This window comes from Alteromonas sp. S005 (assembly GCF_036864475.1).
Taxonomy (GTDB): domain Bacteria; phylum Pseudomonadota; class Gammaproteobacteria; order Enterobacterales; family Alteromonadaceae; genus Alteromonas.
This window is the reverse complement of record NZ_JAZETN010000008.1, coordinates 64,442-83,559: the sequence shown is the minus strand read 5'-3', so window position 1 is coordinate 83,559 and position 19,118 is coordinate 64,442. Positions and strand designations below refer to the sequence as shown.

The following is a 19,118-nucleotide window of genomic DNA, read 5'->3' as shown; positions in this document are numbered from 1 at the left end:
CTTTGATCACTGTTAGTTTCTATCTTTTTTGTTGTTTCGTTTCTTATAAGTGGTGGAGAGCTTGCTGCAAAAAAGCCCCCTTCCAACTTTCAATAATTCTGATAGCGCGGAGTTCTCCCCGCTTTCAAACCTTCAGCAGCAGAGGCTGCTGAAGGTCCCACATGGATAGGTTAACGGCGTGTTCTACGGCCAGCCTACCTCCACTTCTATTCTTGGTCTTCGGGTCTATCCATGTTCTCCGTTGACTCTAACCACATGGCGTTGATAATGCCGAAAGAGCACGCCAGTAAAACTCCCAATATCCACGCGAAATACCACATAGCCCTCTCCTTAATAAATGGTGTGAGATTGGTCAAGATCATCGTTTTTAATGCGACCGCGCATTACGTAGAAGCTATAAGCCGTATAGCTAAGTACAATAGGTACAAAGATGCAGGCAACGATGAACATAACGTTTAGTGTCATATGACTCGACGTAGCGTCCCATACTGTAAGGCTGGCTTCAGGCATAGTGATGCTTGGCATTAGGAATGGGAACATTGAAAAACCCGCAGTTAAAATTACGCCTGTAATAAACAGCGCACTTGATACGAACGCCATACCCGGGTTGCCTTTCTTAGAGAAGAACGCGCAGGCAAGACCAGCTACTACACCTAATACAGGGGCTATCACCATGAAAGGATATTTGCTGTAATTGCTCATCCAAGCGCCCGCTTCAATAGCTACCTCTTTCTTAAGTGGGTTCGATGTAGCAATAGTGTCTACCGCAGAGGTAATTACAAAGCCATCTAAACCAAATGCTACCCAAAAACCTGCAATGACAAACAATGCAACGCCTACCAGACTCAATACCACTGACACGGCGCGAGCGCGAACTTCAATAAAGCCATCAGTTTTCATTTGTAACCAGGTTGCGCCGTGGTTAAGCAAAATAGCCACCGACAGTAACCCACTCACCAAGGCAAAAGGTGTTAGCAGCCCGAAGAACGACCCTGTATAAGTAGATTTCAGAGTATTATCTAATTCGAAAGGCACACCTAACAGCAGGTTACCGAACGCAACACCGAAGATGAGCGAAGGAATGATACCACCAGCAAATAAGGCCCAGTCCCAAGCTTTGCGCCACTGTGGGTTAGGCAATTTACTGCGGTAATCGAAGCCAATTGGACGCATCCATAAGGCGATTAGCGTCAACGCTAAAGCAAGATAAAAGCCGGAAAACGCCGTAGCATAAATCATCGGCCACGCAGCAAAGATTGCACCACCTGCTGTAATAAACCACACCTGATTACCATCCCAGTGAGGCCCAACAGTGTTAATCATCACGCGTCGCTCTTTATCGTTTTTACCGATAAGGGTAAGCAAAGCACCCACACCTAAATCGAAGCCGTCAGTTACGGCGAAGCCAATTAGCAGCACGCCAACTAAGCACCACCAAATGACACGTAACAGTTCATAATCAATCATGCTTTTGCTCCTTGCTCATCAAGGTCAATAAGATCAAGCTCAGTTTCAGTCTTTGTATCCTCGGGAGGCACCGGACCTTTTTTCGCGAATTTTTTCATCAAGTAAAAGCCAATAATGAACATTGCTGTGTAGAAGACGGTATAGGCCACAATGGTGGTTACCACGTCGCTAACCGCCAAATTAGACACTGAGGTATGGACCGGCAATACTTCTGCTATAGACCACGGCTGACGACCATACTCTGCAACGAACCAGCCTGCTTCGCACGCTACCCAAGGAAGCGGCAGGCCATATAGTGCGCCTTTTAGAAGCCAGCGAGGCTGAGTGATTTTGTGTTTTGTGCTGTAGTAAAAAGCACATAAGAAAAGCGCTAGCATGATAAAGCCTGCAGCAACCATGATTCGGAAACTCCAAAATAGCGGCGCTACTGGAGGAATGCTGTAGTCTACGGCTTGTTGAATGGCAGTTTCTGAAGGGTTAGAAACATTATCGGTATAAGGCTCTAACAACATAGCGTACCCAAGACTGTCTTTATTCGCTTCAAAAGCAGCGCGTTGCTCGGTTGTCGCTGTGCCGTTTCTTACATCATCAAGCACTTCGTACGCTTTAATGCCGCTTAAGATACGCTCGCGGTTTTCTTCTTTTAAATCTTTTATACCTTTTACTTCTTCAGTCAACGAGCGTGTAGCAATAATGCCCATTGCCCACGGAATCTGAAGTGCATACTCGGTTTCTTCTTTTTCATCGTTCGGTATACCGAAAACGGTAAAAGGAGCCGGCGCGGGGTGGGTTTCGTACTCTGCTTCTACAGCAGCCAACTTCACTTTTTGTACGTCACCAAGTTCATAACCACTTTCATCACCCAACACAATAACTGAGAGGGTTGAAGCCAAGCCAAAACTTGCGGCAATGGCGAAAGAACGGCGGGCAAAAGCAATATGCTTATGTTTAAGTAGGTAATAGCTTGAAATGGCCAACACAAACATAGCACCGGTCACGTAACCTGCAGATACCGTATGAACAAACTTGACCTGTGCAACCGGATTAAAAATGACCTCAGCGAAGCTGGTCATTTCCATACGCATGGCTTCAAAATTAAATTCAGCGCCTACCGGGTACTGCATCCAGCCATTAGCGATTAGGATCCAAAGCGCTGAGAAGTTTGAGCCAATGGCCACCAGCCAGGTTGCCATAAGGTGTTTAACCTTCGACATTTTGTCCCAACCAAAGAAAAACAAACCTACGAACGTAGATTCTAAGAAGAACGCCATCAATCCCTCAATAGCCAGCGGTGCTCCAAAGATATCACCGACATAGTGAGAATAATAAGACCAGTTCATGCCGAACTGGAACTCCATGGTTAAGCCCGTAGCTACCCCAATGGCGAAATTAATCCCAAACAGCTTTCCCCAAAACTGGGTCATTTGCTTGTATATCTCTTTACCTGTCATTACGTAAACAGATTCCATAATGGCAAGTAGAAAGCTAAGCCCTAGTGTTAAGGGTACAAAAATAAAGTGGAACATCGCAGTTAATGCAAATTGCCACCGCGATAGTTCTATTAACGTATCGCTCATGGGTTATCTCCCTTGTCTCTTTTGCGCGATAAGCGCTTGACCTTAAATAAATTTATTGGTTATTCAGTGGTAGTCACATGAACATTCATCACAGCTAGAGCATGGTTTGTGCCATACATCACTATGCTTGTTAATCTGAACTAACAATCGATGAATGACAGTCTATTCGTACTGTGCAGGACAATTATTCCATGGCGAAAAGTTGCGCACTTTGATCCATCGCAAGGATCTAATATGAATTTTGCGCCAACTTTGTCAGCATCAGTGACAAAATTGACACAAAAAAGAAGGCGGGTACGTTGTAGCGTGGTTTAAAATGGTTGAAAAGAAAGCTTTAGCTGATACAAAATTTACTTAAGTTACTGCGGCGAATAGGTCAGCGTGAACGCGCCGCGCAACTCACCAAGTTCAAACCCAGTGGCCTCATCCTTAGGGTAGTGTTTCATTATGGTCTTTTCTACTGCAGGTGCAACTTGGGCGCCGTGGCAGGCCATGCAGACTTGACCTTGTTGGATAGCCATCATGTACCGGAATTCGCCACTGTCACTGTCATATTTATAGGTATCCATAGGCGTAGGTGGCTGTTTACCCTCTAGCTTAGCCTTTTCCATTAGAGAGGCGAAAAGCGCTAGTTGCTCGCGCTCCCACTCGTCTGGCGCGTTATTCGGGTTTCTCACTTTTAGCGCAGTGCGCCCGACTTCCCACCCATTTTGGCTAAGACTTTCGGCGATAGGCTCGGCGGCCAAATGACACTCTTGTACACCCGCTTCCAAACCGCCAGACTGAATTGCCTGTTTTAGCCTAGATTTAAGCGCTCCACCAAGGGCTTTAGCGTGAACTCTTGCCTGCTTTACTTCTGTTTGTAATTCGCTGTCAGCTAGCTCATTGTTTTGTGCACTAGCGAAAGGGCACCCTGCGCTTACGGCTATACCCAACGCAATTAAAAGGCTGCGTTTTTTCATTGTGTAACTCTCCTATTGACGGACGTATTGGCACTCAGGCATTGTGATTCAACTAAAACAATCAACAAACTCTATGCCAGTATGTTAAGTTGGCTAGATAAAAGTAGCACTCACTAATACGCTGACAATGAACATATCAATTGTACAAGCAATGATAGATGCAATAGACAAGCCCGCTATTTTCATCAATCAAAACTACATTATCGAGGCGGTTAATGCGCCTTACAGAGACACCTACCCCGTTAATATCAAGTTAGGCTATAGCACCTGCTACCAGGTATCTCATCGCAACAGCAAGCCCTGTGACCAATGCGGCGAGCAGTGCCCTATGCAAGAAAGCAAAAAATCTGGCCGAGCAGCAAGCGTAGTGCATATTCATTCCACCAGCGAAGGTCAAAGTTATTGCGATATCTTGATGCGCCCAATATTCGATGGGAATGGCGATTTATTAGGGTATTTAGAGATTTTAAATAAGCTGGCATTTGCATCTAATCGCCCTGCAGCAGGCAAAATGATTGGCGAATCTGAAGCATTTAAAACTATGCTAAATAAAATAAATCGCGCTGCAAACTCAGATATAGCCGTATTGCTACATGGAGAAACTGGCACAGGTAAAGAGTTAGTCTCACAAGCATTGCACTCTAGCAGTAGTCGTGCAGACAAGCCTTTTGTCGTAATTGAATGCACCGGGCTGTCAGACTCATTGCTTGAAAGCGAGTTATTCGGCTATGAAAAAGGTGCCTTCACTGGCGCTACTACAAACAAAAAAGGGTTGGTGGAAGCAGCAGAAGGCGGCACCCTATTTTTTGATGAGGTAGGTGATATACCCCTTGCCATGCAGGTTAAACTACTAAGATTATTTGAAACCCAAACCTATCGCCCAGTGGGTAGCGTAGTCTCTAAGAAAGCTAATTTCCGTCTGGTTTGCGCATCGCATAAGAATTTAAAGAAAATGGTTGAAAGAGGCGAGTTTAGACGCGACCTTTATTACCGAATTGCGGGCTTCCCTATCAGCCTTCCCTCCTTACGAGAGAGACAGTCAGATATTGCGCTTATCGCAGCGCACTTTTTAGCTCAGTCCCACGAGAAAAAGCGTTTCCATAAAACAGCCCTCGAAAAATTAAGCAGCTACGCCTTTCCGGGTAATATTCGCGAGTTGCGCAACATCGTTGATCAAGCTGTACTACTTGCCGACGAGACCGTGATCTACGAATCGGACCTCCCCCCTTTAGACGATTTCACACGCGAGGAACACGCTTTAATGGAGGGTAAGTACGATGAATACCCGCTAACAAAAAGCGGGGTTAATCTTGGTAAGAGTATTATGACTCTTGACGAGGTAGAAGATACGTATCTTGCTCAGGTAGCGAGCACCTTTAAAGGCGATATAAAAAGCCTTGCAGACGCATTAGGCGTAAGTACCCGCACGCTCTACCGAAAACTAAAAAAGGCCGGTGTAAAAGCGCTTAATTAAAATGTGGAAATATCCATCCAACGCAGGCTATGATAAAAGTGCTCAACGAAAAAAGATAAATAATGTCGATTAAACGCCTTACAGCCTTAACACTCTGCCTTTGTATGCTGTTACAAAATGCATTAGCACTAGGCCTTGCTTCGCATACTATGCAGCATGCTCGTGGGTTCGTGGGCGATGACATTGAACTTATCTGTACTGGCAAATCCATGCGCTATATATCGGTGAGTGCCACAGCGCTTGAAGGTGAATTTGTATTTATAAGCCCAGAGCTACTTAAAGCACCTGTTGAGCACGTAGATTGTACCAACGGTACGCTGGCAGACCTTCCGCACATTGACAATGTGCCGGCAGATTCAACGGCGGTGCTTTCCCTTGTGCGCTATCGCGCCTTAGTATCTCGTCTTGCGGCAGCGCCCTATACATCGTTTGCCTTTGCCGCCCCGCTAGGCCGCGCTCCACCAATTGCATAACAAAACCTAAAAACACGCTCAACGCGCATGGTTTAACCGTGCATATAGTTCGTTTATTTAATGGAATTGTTATGAAGTATTCTTTACTGGCACTCGCTGTTACAGCTGCCTGCACATCTGCACACGTTTTAGCAAACACATCTGAGTTTATTGACAGCGCTTTAACAGAAGTGATTACTGTTATGGGCTCTTCGCTTAATGATAATACAGTAGAAATAGAGCGAGAAGCGGTGACAGCCGCTACCAACTTAGACGCTGACTTTGGCGATCAGTTAGCGCAATTGCCGGGCGTATCCATTTCCCGAAACGGCCCGGTTACAGGCCTTATTCAATACCGAGGACTGTTTGGCGATAGAGTGGGCGTATCCATCGACGGTGTCGACATCGCTGGCGCGGGGCCTAATTCCATGGACTCGCCATTATCCCACGTCCTGCCAGAGCCAGGGCTTACTGCCACTTTGTATCGCGGTATTGTACCAGTGAGTGCTGGGGTGCAAACGCTAGGCGGTAAGCTGCGTATTAACGCAGATGCAGCATCCCTTTTTGCTTTGGGAAGCGGTATTACTGGCAGTGTAAATGCTAGCTTAATTAGCCCAGGTAGCGGACAGCAATACCAGGGCAATGTGCTTTTCAAAACGGATCAAGCCTTTATTAGCGGCACGTACATGCATCAGCAACGTGATAAGCGAGAATCGGGCGATAACACCGTTATCCCTAATAGCCACTTCCAAAGGAATGGCGCCAAATTTAGACTTGGCTACGAATGGGGAAAACACCAAGTAAACGTAAGCTATCAACAGCTAAATACCAATGAAAGCGGCACACCTGCATTAGCCATGGATATAGGTTTTATTGATGCAGCATGGTACCGACTAGGTTATCGCTACAACGTCGGCGAAGCCGAGTATTTTGCTATAAATTGGTTTGGCAACAGTAACCAACACGCCATGGATAACTTTTCTCAGCGCATGGCAATGTCTGAGAATATGGCAAGAGAGAACAATGCAGACGCTATCGCTCAGGGGCTAGATGCCAAGTACGTTATGCCGCTAGATAGTGGCGAGTTTGAATTGGGCGCTTACCTACACCACAGCCGAAATAACTCTGTTATTACTAACCCAAATAACAGTATGTTTTTTGTAGATAACTTTACTAATGCAGAAAGGGATACTGCGAGTATTTATGCCCAATGGACAGTAAACAGAGAAGTCTATTCGTCTACTTATGGTGCGCGATACACCTTTATTACTATGGATGCTGGAGAAGCGGGTTCTAACATGGTGATGATGAATCCAGCAATTGCTGCGTTAGTCAGTAATTTTAATGCTGCTGAGCGTGACGAAAACTACAACATGTTAGATATAGCCGCTACCACCCGATACCATGCGAGCGACTCGCTCGATATCGTACTTGGTATATCTCAGAAAAATCGCGCACCTACCTACTTCGAACGTTATACCTGGCTGCCACTTGGCATCTCAGGCGGCATGGCTGACGGTTTTAACTACATAGGTAACCTTGATTTAGACAATGAAACCGCGCGCAAATTAGATATGGGTATTGATTACACCTATCAAAACTGGACTATTTCGCCCCGCCTTTTCTATCAAGGTATAGAAGATTACATCACCGGCTCAACTAGCACGAATATGGCTGCGAACATGGTGTCTACCATGATGGCTGGTACAGCGCCATTTCAGTGGACGAATACCGACGCTGTGATTAAAGGTGCGGATATGACGGTGCTAGGTCAGCTTAGTGAAAACTTAAGTGTGCGAGCAGTAGCAACCATTCAGCATGGTAACCGTGATGACATTGATGATGCTTTATTCCGCATTGCGCCAGAACAGTTAACAACAACAGTTCAATGGAATACGCAAGTATTTGATGCGCCGCTTCAAATGCAGCTAACATCAGAGTTAGCAGGTGCACAAAACCATATCTCCGCGCTGCAAAATGAGGCACCCACAGCAGGCTATGGTTTATTTCATATTTCGGGGCTTTTAACGCTTTTTGATAATGCACAGTCAAATCTTCAGGTTACGGCCACTATTCATAACCTTTTCGACAAACAATATGCCCCACATACAGCGGGCATTAATCGAGTAATGAATGCCGATGTTGAAGTAGGTGAACGTGTGCCTGGTGCTGGGCGGGAGTGGTATTTGTCACTGAACTATCGCTTTTAAGTAGCCAAAAAATAACGGAAAAAGGCCAAAAACATGCTGAGCTTAAGAAGCTAACTTCTTAAGCTCTTTTTTCTATAATAAGCTTGTTATAGCCTGCCATAGCAGGCGCAGGGCTAACAGCGTTACCACAATTTTGAACGCCAGCATAAATTTTTCCGCTGGAACACGCTTTAATACTTTCAAGCCGAAAAATGTGCCGAGCGCACCACTGGCAATCATAATGATGACAAGCCCCGCCCACTGTGCAAATGAAAACCCTACAAAGGTAAATACGAAGGCTTTAAGGCCGTGCTGGAGCGTCATGCAACTGGCAAACGTGCCGGTTATCTGCATTTTACTGTAATTATTTCGGTGTACAAATGCTGCCACCAAAGGCCCTGTGGCACCAACAAACATTGAAACCAAGGTGGTCACCAGACCAGCCAATGTCCTACCTGCGGGGTTCATTTCTTGTGCTTTGGGTTTACTCCCCCACACCAGAAATAAAATAAATGCGGCAACCGCAAATTGAATAATAACCAACGGCAGCTGGACCACAATAAACGAGGCCAAGAAAGCGCCAACAATTGCGCCTAAAGAAAAATACTTCAGCATATTCCAGTCGATATGCCTTGCCGTCATCAGTGCACGGTTGCCGTTTGAACCAAGCTGTACTAAACCGTGAACTGGGATCAGCGCACTGACTGGCATAGTACTGGCCATTACCGCCAGTAACAAAACCCCGCCACCAATTCCCAATGTTGCTGTCATCATAGACGTAAAGAACGAAGTAACAACAAGTATGACTGAGGATGACATCGACAATGTGTCGTTGGCCGTTAACCAGCTAAAAAGTATTTCCAAGGGTTAAATTCCCCTTTATTTGGGACACTGTTTACATGAATTTAGTGATCACAATACCGCAGTACATCGTTTAAAAATTATACAGACCTTGCCCATTTCGCATTAGGTTATTCATCATGCCGTCTATTAGTTATTTACACAAAGCACTTCAAATAATATGCGACAAGCACAGTACAAAAGACGCCAAGCTTGTTGCCAGGCAACTTCTTCATAATAGTGGCTTTACTGATGAAGATATCTATAACTGTTTAAAGCAGGGCTCGATTATTCGCATTACCATATTTGAAGCATAGAGTTGTATTGCACCTTTCATCTTATACCTTACACTTACCGCTTGCCCGCTCCCATGGGCCTAATTTCTTCACCTAAAAAACCCATTGACTTTCTTTATTGTGCACAGGATACTCGGGTCATTAAATACTCACTAGCAGCACACTGTTTTTAAACACTATGCCTAAAAACACGAATCCATATACTGCTTACTCAGCGTCTGCGCTGATTATTATTCTCGCTATTCTAAGGAATGGGCGGGTTAGCTAGTGCGTAAATAGAAATCACTAAACCCGCCGCAAAGGCGGGTTTTTTATTGGCTCGTCTTGCGGTAAAAATAACGGAACGACAGCCATGAACAATCCAATATCTCACGTGTTACAACAGTTGCATGACGCAGTAAACCGCGGCGATCAAGACGCCTTATCCCAATGTTATGCGAGCGATGCAACTGTGGTCGCTACCCCCATGTCCAGTTCAACGCAAAGCCAAGCCGCTGAAGAACATGCCACGCAGCGCGACTGCGTTAACGCCCTGCTCAAATTTCAAAAGAAATTTATGCCCGATCATTTTGTTACAACAGGAGACGAGCGGGTTATACAAGCCGGTGACGTAGCGCTAGTCGTCGCCAAACTTTATCTTGTGCCCAAAGCCACACCGAACGCCCTACCCTGCGAGGGCAAGCGCGCCGTTTACGTTTTGCAAAGGGATGTAAATGGTGAATGGCGCTGTGTCATCGATAACTTCTTCGGTACTGACCTGTTGGATTTTGCGTGACCTACACCAACATACGAATTCAGAATCAATAACGGTAGAAAGCAATTGGGAAATAGGCGCTTTTATACATAAGGCGGAGAAAGAAGCGAGGGCTGTTATAAACGAAATTAACGAATGTATAATAAATATGAAAGATCCAAAAAATAAGGGCATATCGCTATGCCCTTAATCTGTGTATTGTTAGATTCAAACACTCATTAGCGTTTGTAAAACACTACGCCTGATTAGTGGTCGTGGTCGTCGTGCTCGTGTTCTTCTGCAATACCTAACCAAACCGCACCTGAAGGCTCAAAATCCAGTTCAAGCAAGGTTTCCGTGGTCTCGGTTTCCAAATCAACAGCAAGGATAGCTTGCGCAACAGGGTCAACAACAAACAAGGCTTCTTCGTGTTGCGATGCCGCCATGCTAAATGACTGACCTTCTGCTAGGTTTGCCGCGCTGGCACTGGCCACATCAATTTTGTGCGCAAATTCCCAGTGCGTGTCACCGTCTTCTGCATGCGCTTCTAGCAGCGTTACAAAACCTTTGTCATCTAAAATAACAAAGAATTCACCGCCCATTGAGAAACCGTATGACACAGCATGAGCGTCAGTCTCTGGCTGCCAATCAATCACGCTCATTGTGCTAGTTACAGGCGACACATTGGCCAAGATGGCGCTACCGCCGTGCTGTGAAGCAATACCAATAAACGCTTCTGCGTGTTCGTGTCCATACATTGTGCCAATGCGCAGATCGCCAAGCCCATCAATGTTGTCAATAAACGCGCTGGTAAATACCTCATCAGCTTCGTTTAGTATTAATACGCCATCGCTACAGCCAAATGCCACAGCCATTTCGTTTTGAGCAGCGCCATGTAAGTCTGCACATTCACCGTCAAAACGTTGCTCTTCCTCGTACTCACCATTATGCCAGTGATATACCGCAACACTGTCTGGCAAGATTGGATTAGCAGAACGAGACTCTGCATCATCACGACGTATGGTACTAATTAGCATGTCACCACGCGGTTCCGCGACACCATGCATGTTTACGGTGAATTCCAAAGTAGGAACTTCTGTAATTTCACTGGCAATTTGAGTGTCAGTTACCACTTTTACCGCTGCCGGCATGCTGGTATCGGCATTGCCGTCGTAAAACACAGCAAGCTGACCGTCATGTGTGACTACGTGTGTCGGTTGGCTACCTTCTAGTGTGAAATCAGAAAAACTTGGAGCTTCTTCATAGTCGTGCAGGTGCTCAACGTGATCTTCTCGCCACAATCCACCATCGAGAAACTCTGTTAATCCGTTTGCTCGACTATTAATTACTGCAAAGCGATAGTCTGCAGAGGCGCTTACACTGCTTCCATCAAAGGTTGCAGAAAACGTATCAAGTACTGATTCATCATCTAAATCAAAGACAGTGAGCGTATTTGAGGCAGCATCGGCAACAACCAACCTACCTTCACTTTCTATTTCATAGTCTGAGCCGTGGTCGTCATCGTGGTCATGGTCGTCGTGGTTGTGATCATCCTCTGGCACCTCAATAGGGTCCAGCTCTACAATATTGGTTTCTGCATCACCACAGCCAGCAAGCAAAAGTGCGCTGGCTATGGCGCTTAGTACTAGTCTATTTTTCATGTGTGTATCCCTATCAATAATTCTTTTTTTAAGCTGATCTTAGAAATAACCACGTACGCCGAAAGCAAAGTTTCTACCCGGACGTGGTGCAATATCTTTCAAAAATGAGGTATGAACGCGCGCTTCTTCATCGGTTAGGTTTTCACCGCTCAGGTAAACCGATAAATCAATATCTCCTAAAGGAATGTCGTACGTGATTGACGCATCAACAAGGGTGTAACCGTCTGTTTCAGTCTCGAGGGTCGAGATATCGTCTTGTTTGGCAAAATGCGTAATGTCTAAGTCGGCGCGAATGTTATCAAGTGTGTAAGCAACGTGTGACCCCACTCGCATAGGCGAAGTGCGAGGCAGTGCGCCACCATCTTTAAGGCGGGCTTTAACGTAGTCGGCAAAGAAGTCGAGCTTTAGGTTTTCAGTGGTTTGCCACGCAACCTGTAGCTCAAAGCCATGAAGAATGGCGTCAGCTGAGCCAAATAGGTAGACAGGCAATTCGTCACTGTGTTCGTCATGTCCTTCTTCACCGTGGTTCTCTTCACCATCATCGTGGTCGTGTCCTTCGTCCCCATGCCCTTCTTCACCGTGAGCATGGTCGTGCCCACTTTCAGCGAATAATCCGGTTTCAGCTTGGAAGTAGTAATTATCTACTTGGTTATAGAAGGCATTGAACACAAAGCCAACGTCGCCCTGTGTTTTTCTGAACGTTAGGTCAATATTGTTAGCTGTCTCAAGGTCGATAGGCGTTTGAGAAAGCACAAACTCGCTCTCCTCTGACAAGTCAAACAGCGCGCCAACTTCATAAGTACGGGTGCCGATATGCGGGCCAAAGGACAGAAGCTCGGATGCTGAAGGCGCACGCTCTGAGCGGGAAAGTGAAATGCCTACGTTGTAGCTTTCACTAATGGTATAGACCACGCCTGCTGAAAGAGATATAGGTGTAAACTCTTGGTCTACCGCAAACTGTCGTATGAACTCGCTGCCTTCATGTTCATGTTCATGTTCGTCGTGAGCATGCTCATCGTGATCGTGGTCGTCATGTTCGTGTTCATCGCCATGGTCGTGAGCATCAAGCTCCGGCAACAACACACTTGATGCGTCTAATGTTACTCTTTCCGCTCGCGCTCCTAACTGAACCAAGAAGTCACCAAAATGACGTTCTTCCATCAAAGCTATAGCGAACATCTCCATTTCTGAAGGAGGTGTAAAGGCTTCTTCACCTTGGGCCGAAACGTCCGCGCCTTTGTAGTGAAGGCTTACACCGCCACGCCAGCCGGCAATGGGTTTGTGCAATAGCTCAACGCGAAGCTCTTCAGTTTCATTGCTAAATGTAGTACCGACAAAACCACTCTCTACTTCAGCGTGTTCGTAATCGGTATAGCCCGCTCTAAAGTGAACACTTTGCAAAAAGTCATGAGAAAAGTTGTACTCACCTAGAAGTTGATACTTAGTCTGTTCAAGATCAGCAAATACTGATGAGTCATCACCATGACTATGGCCTGGCACACCGTACTCTCGCTCAAATCGCTCTACCGCTACGCCAACGTAGCCTTGGTCGAATAAGTAACTGGTACCTAACGTAAATCCGTGGGACTCTTCGTTACTGTTCTCAACCACATGCTCGCCATCCGGGTCGTCAATATCAGGCGCCATTGGGGTTTCATAGTCATTTGAGTCGCGATAAAAACCGTCAGCATAGAAGGCGATGTTGTCAACGCCAGTGGTCACGTTAAACGTTCCGAGTTTCTGGTCGTTAACGGTTTGGGTTTCTAGTAAAAATTCCCCGCGTGTTTCAGTGGAGGTAGGCACGCGCTGGTCGACGACGTTAACCACACCGCCTATTGCACCGCTTCCAAAGAACAGGGTGGCAGGTCCTCGCAGCACTTCAATTTGGTTAGCAGTTGAGGCTTCACTTGCTACTGCGTGGTCGGGGCCAACACGGGAAACGTCGCTCACATCCAAGCCATTTTGAGTAATCAGTACCCGTGGTCCGCTAAGGCCACGAATAATTGGCGTGCTCGCAACATTGCCATGGAAGTTAGACTGTACGCCGGGTAATTTTTCTAGCGTATCGCCAAGTGTGGCCGCTTGTTGACGTCGTAAGGTTTCGCCTGATAACACGCTCACGGGTGTTGCCGATTCCATCACCGATAAATGCATAGGCGTGGCGTGTACGTCAATCACTTCAATAGCGCTTCGTGCTAAGACAAAGTTAATACTATCCGAAGCGACCGACTGAACGATTGCATCTTCGTGCAAATGGGCAAAACCAGAAGCGAATATATGCAGCGTGTAGTCGCCTTCCTCTACGTCAGAGAAAGTAAACTCACCCAGCTCATTAGTGCTGGTAACACGCTTTAACGCCTCAATTTCAACAGTGGCATTGGCGAGGGGCTTTCCGGCTGCATTAGTGACCGTGCCAGAAAGTGTTTGTGCTAGCACTGACGGAGATGCTAATAGCAACGCAGGCGCAACAAGCGACATGCCCAGCGCCAATCGAGACAATTTCATTATTCTAACCTCTGAATTTGTGTAATGTGATAATGTATCATATTTATTTTTATGGTATGTTATATTGTAACGTTTACGCAAGAGGTAAAAATGAAAACCATTTCTATTACGTGGAAAAATCCACAAAAAGCGCTACGCGCCTCTTCAGCTTTTCTCAAGGTAGGTGCTTTTGTCGGATTGAACTTGGCTGTCCCGGTTTTCAGCGCTGTTCATGCTGCGCCTCATACTCACGGCGAGGGAAAGCTACAAATCCTACAGGCGGGAAGTGAGTGGCAGCTTGTGCTACAGCTACCTGTTGCTGATGTATTGGGGTTTGAGTACACGCCGACTACAGCTAACGAAAGGAAACGCTATCAGAACATGCAAGAAATGTTTCTGCGCTTCGACGACATTTTTACCCTAAGCAATACGTGTGCATTACTCGATACCACCCTTGAAAGCCCATGGGAGGTAGCTAACGAGCATGACGAGCATGACGAGCATGACGAGCATGACGAGCATGACGAGCATGACGAGCATGACGAGCATGACAGTGAATACGAAAGCGACGCCCATCACAACCCCCATTCTGATTTTCGCGTAGCCTACTTGCTTAGCTGCCAAGAACCTTTAAAGCGTATTGAAATGACAGGGTTTGCCAATTGGCCAAGCTTGCAGCATGTCAACACTATTTGGGTAACAAACAAAGGGCAAGGCGCTATGGAAATAACCCCAAGTCAGCCAATGTTATCCATTAACAACTAATTATTTTTATACTCTGAGGCGCAAGTTGCATTAATGAAGTATGCGCCATAGCAATATTCGGAAATACTATGAATTCAATAACTCAAGGAAGCAGCGCAGTGCCAAAAGTGCAGCTCATTTCAGACAGAATCGCTATGATCCTTTCATCGCTTTGCGTCATCCATTGTTTATTAACGCCTATTCTATTGATTTCCATACCGGCATTGGCAAGCGTATCTATTCTCAATGATGAAACCTTCCACCGAATACTGCTGTTTTTTGTGCTGCCTATTGGCGCCTTTGCGCTTTCAGTAGGCTATTTACATCATAAAAATAAATGGGTGGTGTTAGCTGGCGCTACTGGTCTTACATTATTAAGCAGCCCGCTGCTAGTTGAATGGGTAGGTTTAGGGCATGAGGTACTTGGCGAGTATGGGGAAGTCGTTATCACTGTAATCGCTTCATTTATTATCGTCAGTGCGCATATTGCCAATTACCGACTCAGAGAAACTACTCAGAGCTCGACCTGCGAAGAGCGCGAGAGAGCACAATCGCACACCTATTAGTTTCTTCACTTCCTCAAATACGCGTGCTCTTTTGAGCGACGCTTTCAAATATTGCGATGTAACCGTTTTAAAGATTTTATTCAGAGGTAATTTTGTCTAGTTTCAATCATCGCGACACGGTACTACCCGATGTCACTACTGAGCAATCTACTGCTCAAGTTCCTGTTATTGATAATGTTGGTATGCAGGGTATTGCAATACCGCTACACGTGTTAGGTAAACGCGGAGAGCGTTTAGCTAGCCAGGCAAAGGTAGATGTAACGGTAAGTTTGGATCATCCCAACGCCAAAGGCATTCACATGTCTCGCTTGTACAATCTCCTTCAGCAGTACTTAAGCGATAAGGACCTTCACAAATCTGCACTAACCACGTTAATGAACGCGCTTATCGAGTCTCAAGATGGGCTGAGCAACAGCGCTCAGCTTAATTTGCATTTTGATCTAACTGTGTCGCGTCCAGCGCTTATTAGCAAAACGTCAGGGTATCAGTCCTACCCTGCTTCACTGTGTGTAATGCGTTCATCAAAACATTACAAAGCGCAGCTAAAGTTAAGAGTACCGTATTCTAGTACTTGTCCTTGTTCGGCCTCCCTATCCCGCAAGGCGCTATCAGAAGTATTTGTGCAGCAGTTTGAAGGAAAAGGTTTATCCGTAGAAGAAATGGGCGCTTGGCTTGCTTCCAAACAGGCTAGCATCGCGACAGCTCATGCGCAGCGCTCTTTTGCCGATATAACATTGGATTTGACCAATAACGACATTCCGGACTTCGTAGGTATTATCGACTTAGTAGAAAACGCGCTAGGCACACCTCTTCAAACCGCCGTGAAACGTGAAGATGAGCAGGCGTTTGCGAAACGCAATGCAGAAAACCTAATGTTCGTTGAAGATTCGGTAAGGCGACTGCATGAAGCGTTAAGTACGTATTACCAAGCTACCTACTTTCGTGTAAAAGTAGAACATCAAGAAAGTCTGCATGCACACGACGCCATTGCTGAAATATCAGGCCCAGTTCATCGATAAATTCATACTTGGTTATGTATGTTGAAATGCGCAGGCAGAAGAAACGATAAAAGGAAAATAACATTGTTATCTGTTAACAAATTCGCTGATATCAGCAAACTAGCGTGCATTAGCGCAGCGGTATCAGTCATTGCGGCGTGCTCGTCAACACCATCGACCTCGTTGACGGGCGAAAAAGCACATACGCTTTCTAACGCTGTGATATACCAAACCAGTAGCAAAGAGTACCCTGTCCTCTCAAGCTTTGTATACAACCAAGCTATTGCCGCACTGCCAACACGCTTTGCTAATGGCGACGTTGTTGTCATGGATGTTGATGAAACCGTGCTAGACAATAGCACCTACCAAAAAGAGCGCGAGAGTGTCGGCTTAGGTTATTCATCAAAAAGTTGGGCTGACTGGGTAAAGCGTGAAGAAGCCACATTGGTTCCTGGCGTCGCTGATTTTATCGACGAGGTTGTTGAGCGAAATGGAAAAGTGGCGCTTATTACGAATCGCGATAAAACGCTTGATAAGCACACGTGGAATAATCTTTTGGCACAAGGTTTACCGCTTACCACCAGCAATACCTGCGTAGTTGGCCGCACTGCTGAAGATAAAAAAGCAGTCGGACTAGAAGGTATGGTTAATGACAAAGACTTGCGCAGAATGCAGCTTACCCAGGGCAAGATCGCATGTTCAAATACGTCTAAAGACACCACATCTACGTGGGGTGTGCCTCACACTATTATCATGCAAATTGGCGACAATATTGAAGATGTGGGCGGCGTAACCCAGGAATCTGCCAACGTTGAGATGCTCATGCCGCGAGTGGGCACAGAGATTTTCATTCTGCCAAACCCCATGTACGGTTCTTGGTAATACACTGAAAAAAATAAAATTAACGAATGTCGCTTTCTATATGGAAAGCGCCATTCTTTGATTCCGTTTGTCCATTGTTAATGCCATTTCCCAATCCTGAATAGGGCTTTATTTCTATTACGTCTAGTAGGTAAGCCGATGTTCCTTGAGGGTCTTCATAAAGCCCCGTAGAAAACTCACCCGAGAAGGTGTAAGCCTGCTGAATGTCTATTCCGCTAATACCGCCCTGTTCATGGGTATTATTTAGCGAAACAAATACTATTTGATTGGGCGGAGGCGGCGGATAGTGAATACACGCGCCGAAATAAGGCACGATGAAGAAGGACGTTATTTCTCGCTGTGCATTGGCTTCTACAGGCACAATAAACCCGCTAAGTTCGACGTAGTTACCGTTAAACTTATCAACCGTATTTACTGAGATAAGCGCTTGCTGGTATTCGTCGTCAAACGTGCGTTGAATAGACTGAAATACTTGTTCATGAAGGGGTAAATTTTGTTGAGAACTCTGAGTAGACTGGGCTTTACCCAGTAACACTTTTTCAGCTTCAGGTAGCAAGGCATCCCAAGATAAAACTTGATACTGTTGGGTTTCATTCAGCCGCGTGCTGTCTTGATAAATGACAACGTCACTGCTGAAAAATCCGATAAGGCCGTTAAGTTTGCCATTAAGCCCTAAACCAACTAATGCACCTAATGCGGCGAATGCGATGAATAAAGCCAGCAAAGCAAAAGAGGGGCGCTTCATTTTTTGAGTCAGCGCCTAACTCGCTAGAATTTTTACTTTGCGCGTATAAGTGACTGGCACATTCTTTTTAAGCGCATACACTTTTAATACGAGTTCGTGGGTGCCTTCTTCTTGTGCCTGAAAGCTGATAGCTTGTTCGCCTTTAGCAGAGACCAGAGCGAATCGCTGCGGCGAAAGTAGTGTTACGCCGTCGCTTGCCATTACATCTACACTCACTTCTTTATAGTTCGAAGGAATAGTAAATCGCAAAGGTACAGCAGACGCTTCAAGCTTTGCCACTTCATGCTTCCTATCTATGTTAAGGGAAATAAGTGGTTCTTTCGCTGCCGCTAGGTGCTGCTGCATCATAGGATGCTGAAAACCAAACTGCATATTACCCATACCCGCGTGCAGTTCGCATGCACTGCTTTGAAATACTATCAAGCTTGATAAAAGAGTGGCTGCAATGACCGTCTTTTTCATGTTAGTTACTCCTCGTACAGCGTAAAGCTGTCTAGCACTAATGAATAGGCTGATGTCCCAAGTGCACTTTCGTGGTTGTCGATTTTTACCGTACCCTCGAACCAATAAGGGTCGTACAAGTTCTCTACTGCGATACCTTCTTTGTATTCAACATATAAAATTTGATTTGGCGGCGGTGGTGGCATATGCAAGCAAGCCCCAAAATACGGTACGACGAAAAACGCCGTCGCTTTTTGCTCTTCGTTTTGCTCTAGAGGCACAATAAATCCAGGGATGCGTATAGCCTTTCCATCAAACGCCTCTATCACTCGCGTCGACACCAACGCTTGTTGGTATCGCTGTGCTTGTTCATCTTCTAACTGCTTTGAAGCAAAATCATCAATTGAGTCAGCAGCAGACCCATCAGCAATATCATTTAAAAATTCAGGTCTGTTTAAAAGTGCACTCAAGTCGTCCTCGGGCATAAGGGCAACCCAGTCAATTTCCTCGTAATCGGCGGCTTGGGTTTGGCTTAATGTGCTAATTAAAATCAATAGTGCAGCAACTAAACCCAATTTAACGCTAGTGTGCATAGCAAAAAATTTCA

The 19,118-nt window shown here is 45.8% G+C and carries 19 protein-coding genes; 9 read left to right on the top strand and 10 right to left on the bottom strand.

Going from position 1 to position 19,118, the window contains the following annotated elements; genetic code table 11:
* Nucleotides 1-206: 206 nt before the first annotated feature.
* From cydX to V7R55_RS11215, 4 genes are all read right to left on the bottom strand, one after another.
* Nucleotides 207-320 (bottom strand): cytochrome bd-I oxidase subunit CydX, encoded by a 114-nt coding sequence (gene cydX, locus V7R55_RS11230; RefSeq protein WP_014951149.1) that lies wholly within the window; start codon nt 318-320, stop codon nt 207-209.
* Between the two features lie 10 nt (nt 321-330).
* Nucleotides 331-1,467 carry a cytochrome d ubiquinol oxidase subunit II gene (cydB, locus tag V7R55_RS11225; RefSeq protein ID WP_334059560.1) on the bottom strand — a complete coding sequence of 379 codons (1,137 nt, stop codon included), beginning with the start codon at nt 1,465-1,467 and terminating at the stop codon, nt 331-333.
* Nucleotides 1,464-3,044, bottom strand: a complete 1,581-nt coding sequence (locus tag V7R55_RS11220; RefSeq protein WP_334059559.1) for a cytochrome ubiquinol oxidase subunit I — start codon at nt 3,042-3,044, stop codon at nt 1,464-1,466. The genes cydB and V7R55_RS11220 overlap by 4 nt, the downstream gene beginning before the upstream one ends.
* Before the next feature lie 359 nt (nt 3,045-3,403).
* Entirely contained in the window at nt 3,404-4,006 is a 603-nt protein-coding gene (locus V7R55_RS11215) for a Tll0287-like domain-containing protein (protein ID WP_334059558.1), read from the bottom strand.
* Nucleotides 4,007-4,157: 151 nt separating this feature from the next.
* Here V7R55_RS11215 and V7R55_RS11210 point away from each other — a divergent pair, with 151 nt between their 5' ends.
* From V7R55_RS11210 to V7R55_RS11200, 3 genes are all read left to right on the top strand, one after another.
* Nucleotides 4,158-5,480, top strand: coding sequence for a sigma-54 interaction domain-containing protein (locus V7R55_RS11210; RefSeq protein ID WP_334059620.1), 1,323 nt, complete (start codon nt 4,158-4,160; stop codon nt 5,478-5,480).
* A 62-nt stretch (nt 5,481-5,542) separates the two neighbouring features.
* The gene (locus V7R55_RS11205) at nt 5,543-5,953 is read left to right on the top strand and encodes a hypothetical protein (RefSeq protein ID WP_334059557.1); all 411 of its coding nucleotides are present in this window, start codon (nt 5,543-5,545) and stop codon (nt 5,951-5,953) included.
* 71 nt (nt 5,954-6,024) lie between these two features.
* Entirely contained in the window at nt 6,025-8,142 is a 2,118-nt protein-coding gene (locus V7R55_RS11200) for a TonB-dependent receptor plug domain-containing protein (protein ID WP_334059556.1), read from the top strand.
* A 72-nt stretch (nt 8,143-8,214) separates the two neighbouring features.
* Here the strand turns inward: V7R55_RS11200 and V7R55_RS11195 are convergent, their stop codons facing one another.
* Nucleotides 8,215-8,985, bottom strand: a complete 771-nt coding sequence (locus V7R55_RS11195; RefSeq protein ID WP_334059555.1) for a sulfite exporter TauE/SafE family protein — start codon at nt 8,983-8,985, stop codon at nt 8,215-8,217.
* Nucleotides 8,986-9,101: 116 nt separating this feature from the next.
* On the opposite strand from V7R55_RS11195, the gene V7R55_RS11190 reads away from it, so the two are divergent.
* Entirely contained in the window at nt 9,102-9,278 is a 177-nt protein-coding gene (locus tag V7R55_RS11190; protein WP_334059554.1) for a hypothetical protein, read from the top strand.
* Nucleotides 9,279-9,609: 331 nt separating this feature from the next.
* Nucleotides 9,610-10,032, top strand: a complete 423-nt coding sequence (locus V7R55_RS11185; protein ID WP_334059553.1) for a YybH family protein — start codon at nt 9,610-9,612, stop codon at nt 10,030-10,032.
* A 224-nt stretch (nt 10,033-10,256) separates the two neighbouring features.
* Here the strand turns inward: V7R55_RS11185 and V7R55_RS11180 are convergent, their stop codons facing one another.
* Both V7R55_RS11180 and V7R55_RS11175 read right to left on the bottom strand, forming a co-directional pair.
* Nucleotides 10,257-11,651 (bottom strand): 5-methyltetrahydrofolate--homocysteine methyltransferase, encoded by a 1,395-nt coding sequence (locus V7R55_RS11180; RefSeq protein WP_334059552.1) that lies wholly within the window; start codon nt 11,649-11,651, stop codon nt 10,257-10,259.
* A 39-nt stretch (nt 11,652-11,690) separates the two neighbouring features.
* Complete coding sequence (locus V7R55_RS11175; protein WP_334059551.1) at nt 11,691-14,156, bottom strand: TonB-dependent receptor; 2,466 nt, start codon at nt 14,154-14,156, stop codon at nt 11,691-11,693.
* Nucleotides 14,157-14,246: 90 nt separating this feature from the next.
* On the opposite strand from V7R55_RS11175, the gene V7R55_RS11170 reads away from it, so the two are divergent.
* The 4 genes from V7R55_RS11170 to V7R55_RS11155 all read left to right on the top strand — a co-directional run bounded on the left by V7R55_RS11170 (nt 14,247) and on the right by V7R55_RS11155 (nt 17,325).
* Nucleotides 14,247-14,900: a ZrgA family zinc uptake protein gene (locus V7R55_RS11170; RefSeq protein WP_334059550.1), complete on the top strand. Its 654-nt coding sequence runs from the start codon at nt 14,247-14,249 to the stop codon at nt 14,898-14,900.
* Nucleotides 14,901-14,968: 68 nt separating this feature from the next.
* Entirely contained in the window at nt 14,969-15,445 is a 477-nt protein-coding gene (locus V7R55_RS11165) for a MerC domain-containing protein (protein WP_334059549.1), read from the top strand.
* A 92-nt stretch (nt 15,446-15,537) separates the two neighbouring features.
* Nucleotides 15,538-16,464 (top strand): GTP cyclohydrolase FolE2, encoded by a 927-nt coding sequence (folE2, locus tag V7R55_RS11160; protein WP_334059548.1) that lies wholly within the window; start codon nt 15,538-15,540, stop codon nt 16,462-16,464.
* A 63-nt stretch (nt 16,465-16,527) separates the two neighbouring features.
* Complete coding sequence (locus V7R55_RS11155; protein WP_334059547.1) at nt 16,528-17,325, top strand: 5'-nucleotidase, lipoprotein e(P4) family; 798 nt, start codon at nt 16,528-16,530, stop codon at nt 17,323-17,325.
* Nucleotides 17,326-17,344: 19 nt separating this feature from the next.
* Here V7R55_RS11155 and V7R55_RS11150 read toward each other — a convergent pair whose 3' ends face one another.
* The 3 genes from V7R55_RS11150 to V7R55_RS11140 are packed head-to-tail and all read right to left on the bottom strand — an operon-like array spanning nt 17,345 to nt 19,104.
* Entirely contained in the window at nt 17,345-18,070 is a 726-nt protein-coding gene (locus V7R55_RS11150; RefSeq protein WP_334059546.1) for a DUF3299 domain-containing protein, read from the bottom strand.
* A 15-nt stretch (nt 18,071-18,085) separates the two neighbouring features.
* Complete coding sequence (locus tag V7R55_RS11145) at nt 18,086-18,532, bottom strand: hypothetical protein (protein ID WP_334059545.1); 447 nt, start codon at nt 18,530-18,532, stop codon at nt 18,086-18,088.
* A 5-nt stretch (nt 18,533-18,537) separates the two neighbouring features.
* The gene (locus tag V7R55_RS11140; RefSeq protein WP_438823591.1) at nt 18,538-19,104 is read right to left on the bottom strand and encodes a DUF3299 domain-containing protein; all 567 of its coding nucleotides are present in this window, start codon (nt 19,102-19,104) and stop codon (nt 18,538-18,540) included.
* Nucleotides 19,105-19,118 lie beyond the last annotated feature (14 nt).

What these genes read in the sequence shown, in the direction of transcription:
- V7R55_RS11140 (WP_438823591.1), bottom strand. Translation starts at nt 19,104, where the DNA reads ATGCACACTAGCGTTAAATTGGGTTTAGTTGCTGCACTATTGATTTTA.
- V7R55_RS11175 (WP_334059551.1), bottom strand. Translation starts at nt 14,156, where the DNA reads ATGAAATTGTCTCGATTGGCGCTGGGCATGTCGCTTGTTGCGCCTGCG.
- V7R55_RS11190 (WP_334059554.1), top strand. Translation starts at nt 9,102, where the DNA reads ATGCCGTCTATTAGTTATTTACACAAAGCACTTCAAATAATATGCGAC.
- V7R55_RS11205 (WP_334059557.1), top strand. Translation starts at nt 5,543, where the DNA reads ATGTCGATTAAACGCCTTACAGCCTTAACACTCTGCCTTTGTATGCTG.
- V7R55_RS11215 (WP_334059558.1), bottom strand. Translation starts at nt 4,006, where the DNA reads ATGAAAAAACGCAGCCTTTTAATTGCGTTGGGTATAGCCGTAAGCGCA.
- V7R55_RS11210 (WP_334059620.1), top strand. Translation starts at nt 4,158, where the DNA reads ATGATAGATGCAATAGACAAGCCCGCTATTTTCATCAATCAAAACTAC.
- V7R55_RS11150 (WP_334059546.1), bottom strand. Translation starts at nt 18,070, where the DNA reads ATGAAGCGCCCCTCTTTTGCTTTGCTGGCTTTATTCATCGCATTCGCC.
- V7R55_RS11180 (WP_334059552.1), bottom strand. Translation starts at nt 11,651, where the DNA reads ATGAAAAATAGACTAGTACTAAGCGCCATAGCCAGCGCACTTTTGCTT.
- cydB (WP_334059560.1), bottom strand. Translation starts at nt 1,467, where the DNA reads ATGATTGATTATGAACTGTTACGTGTCATTTGGTGGTGCTTAGTTGGC.
- V7R55_RS11165 (WP_334059549.1), top strand. Translation starts at nt 14,969, where the DNA reads ATGAATTCAATAACTCAAGGAAGCAGCGCAGTGCCAAAAGTGCAGCTC.
- V7R55_RS11145 (WP_334059545.1), bottom strand. Translation starts at nt 18,532, where the DNA reads ATGAAAAAGACGGTCATTGCAGCCACTCTTTTATCAAGCTTGATAGTA.
- cydX (WP_014951149.1), bottom strand. Translation starts at nt 320, where the DNA reads ATGTGGTATTTCGCGTGGATATTGGGAGTTTTACTGGCGTGCTCTTTC.
- V7R55_RS11200 (WP_334059556.1), top strand. Translation starts at nt 6,025, where the DNA reads ATGAAGTATTCTTTACTGGCACTCGCTGTTACAGCTGCCTGCACATCT.
- V7R55_RS11220 (WP_334059559.1), bottom strand. Translation starts at nt 3,044, where the DNA reads ATGAGCGATACGTTAATAGAACTATCGCGGTGGCAATTTGCATTAACT.
- V7R55_RS11170 (WP_334059550.1), top strand. Translation starts at nt 14,247, where the DNA reads ATGAAAACCATTTCTATTACGTGGAAAAATCCACAAAAAGCGCTACGC.
- V7R55_RS11185 (WP_334059553.1), top strand. Translation starts at nt 9,610, where the DNA reads ATGAACAATCCAATATCTCACGTGTTACAACAGTTGCATGACGCAGTA.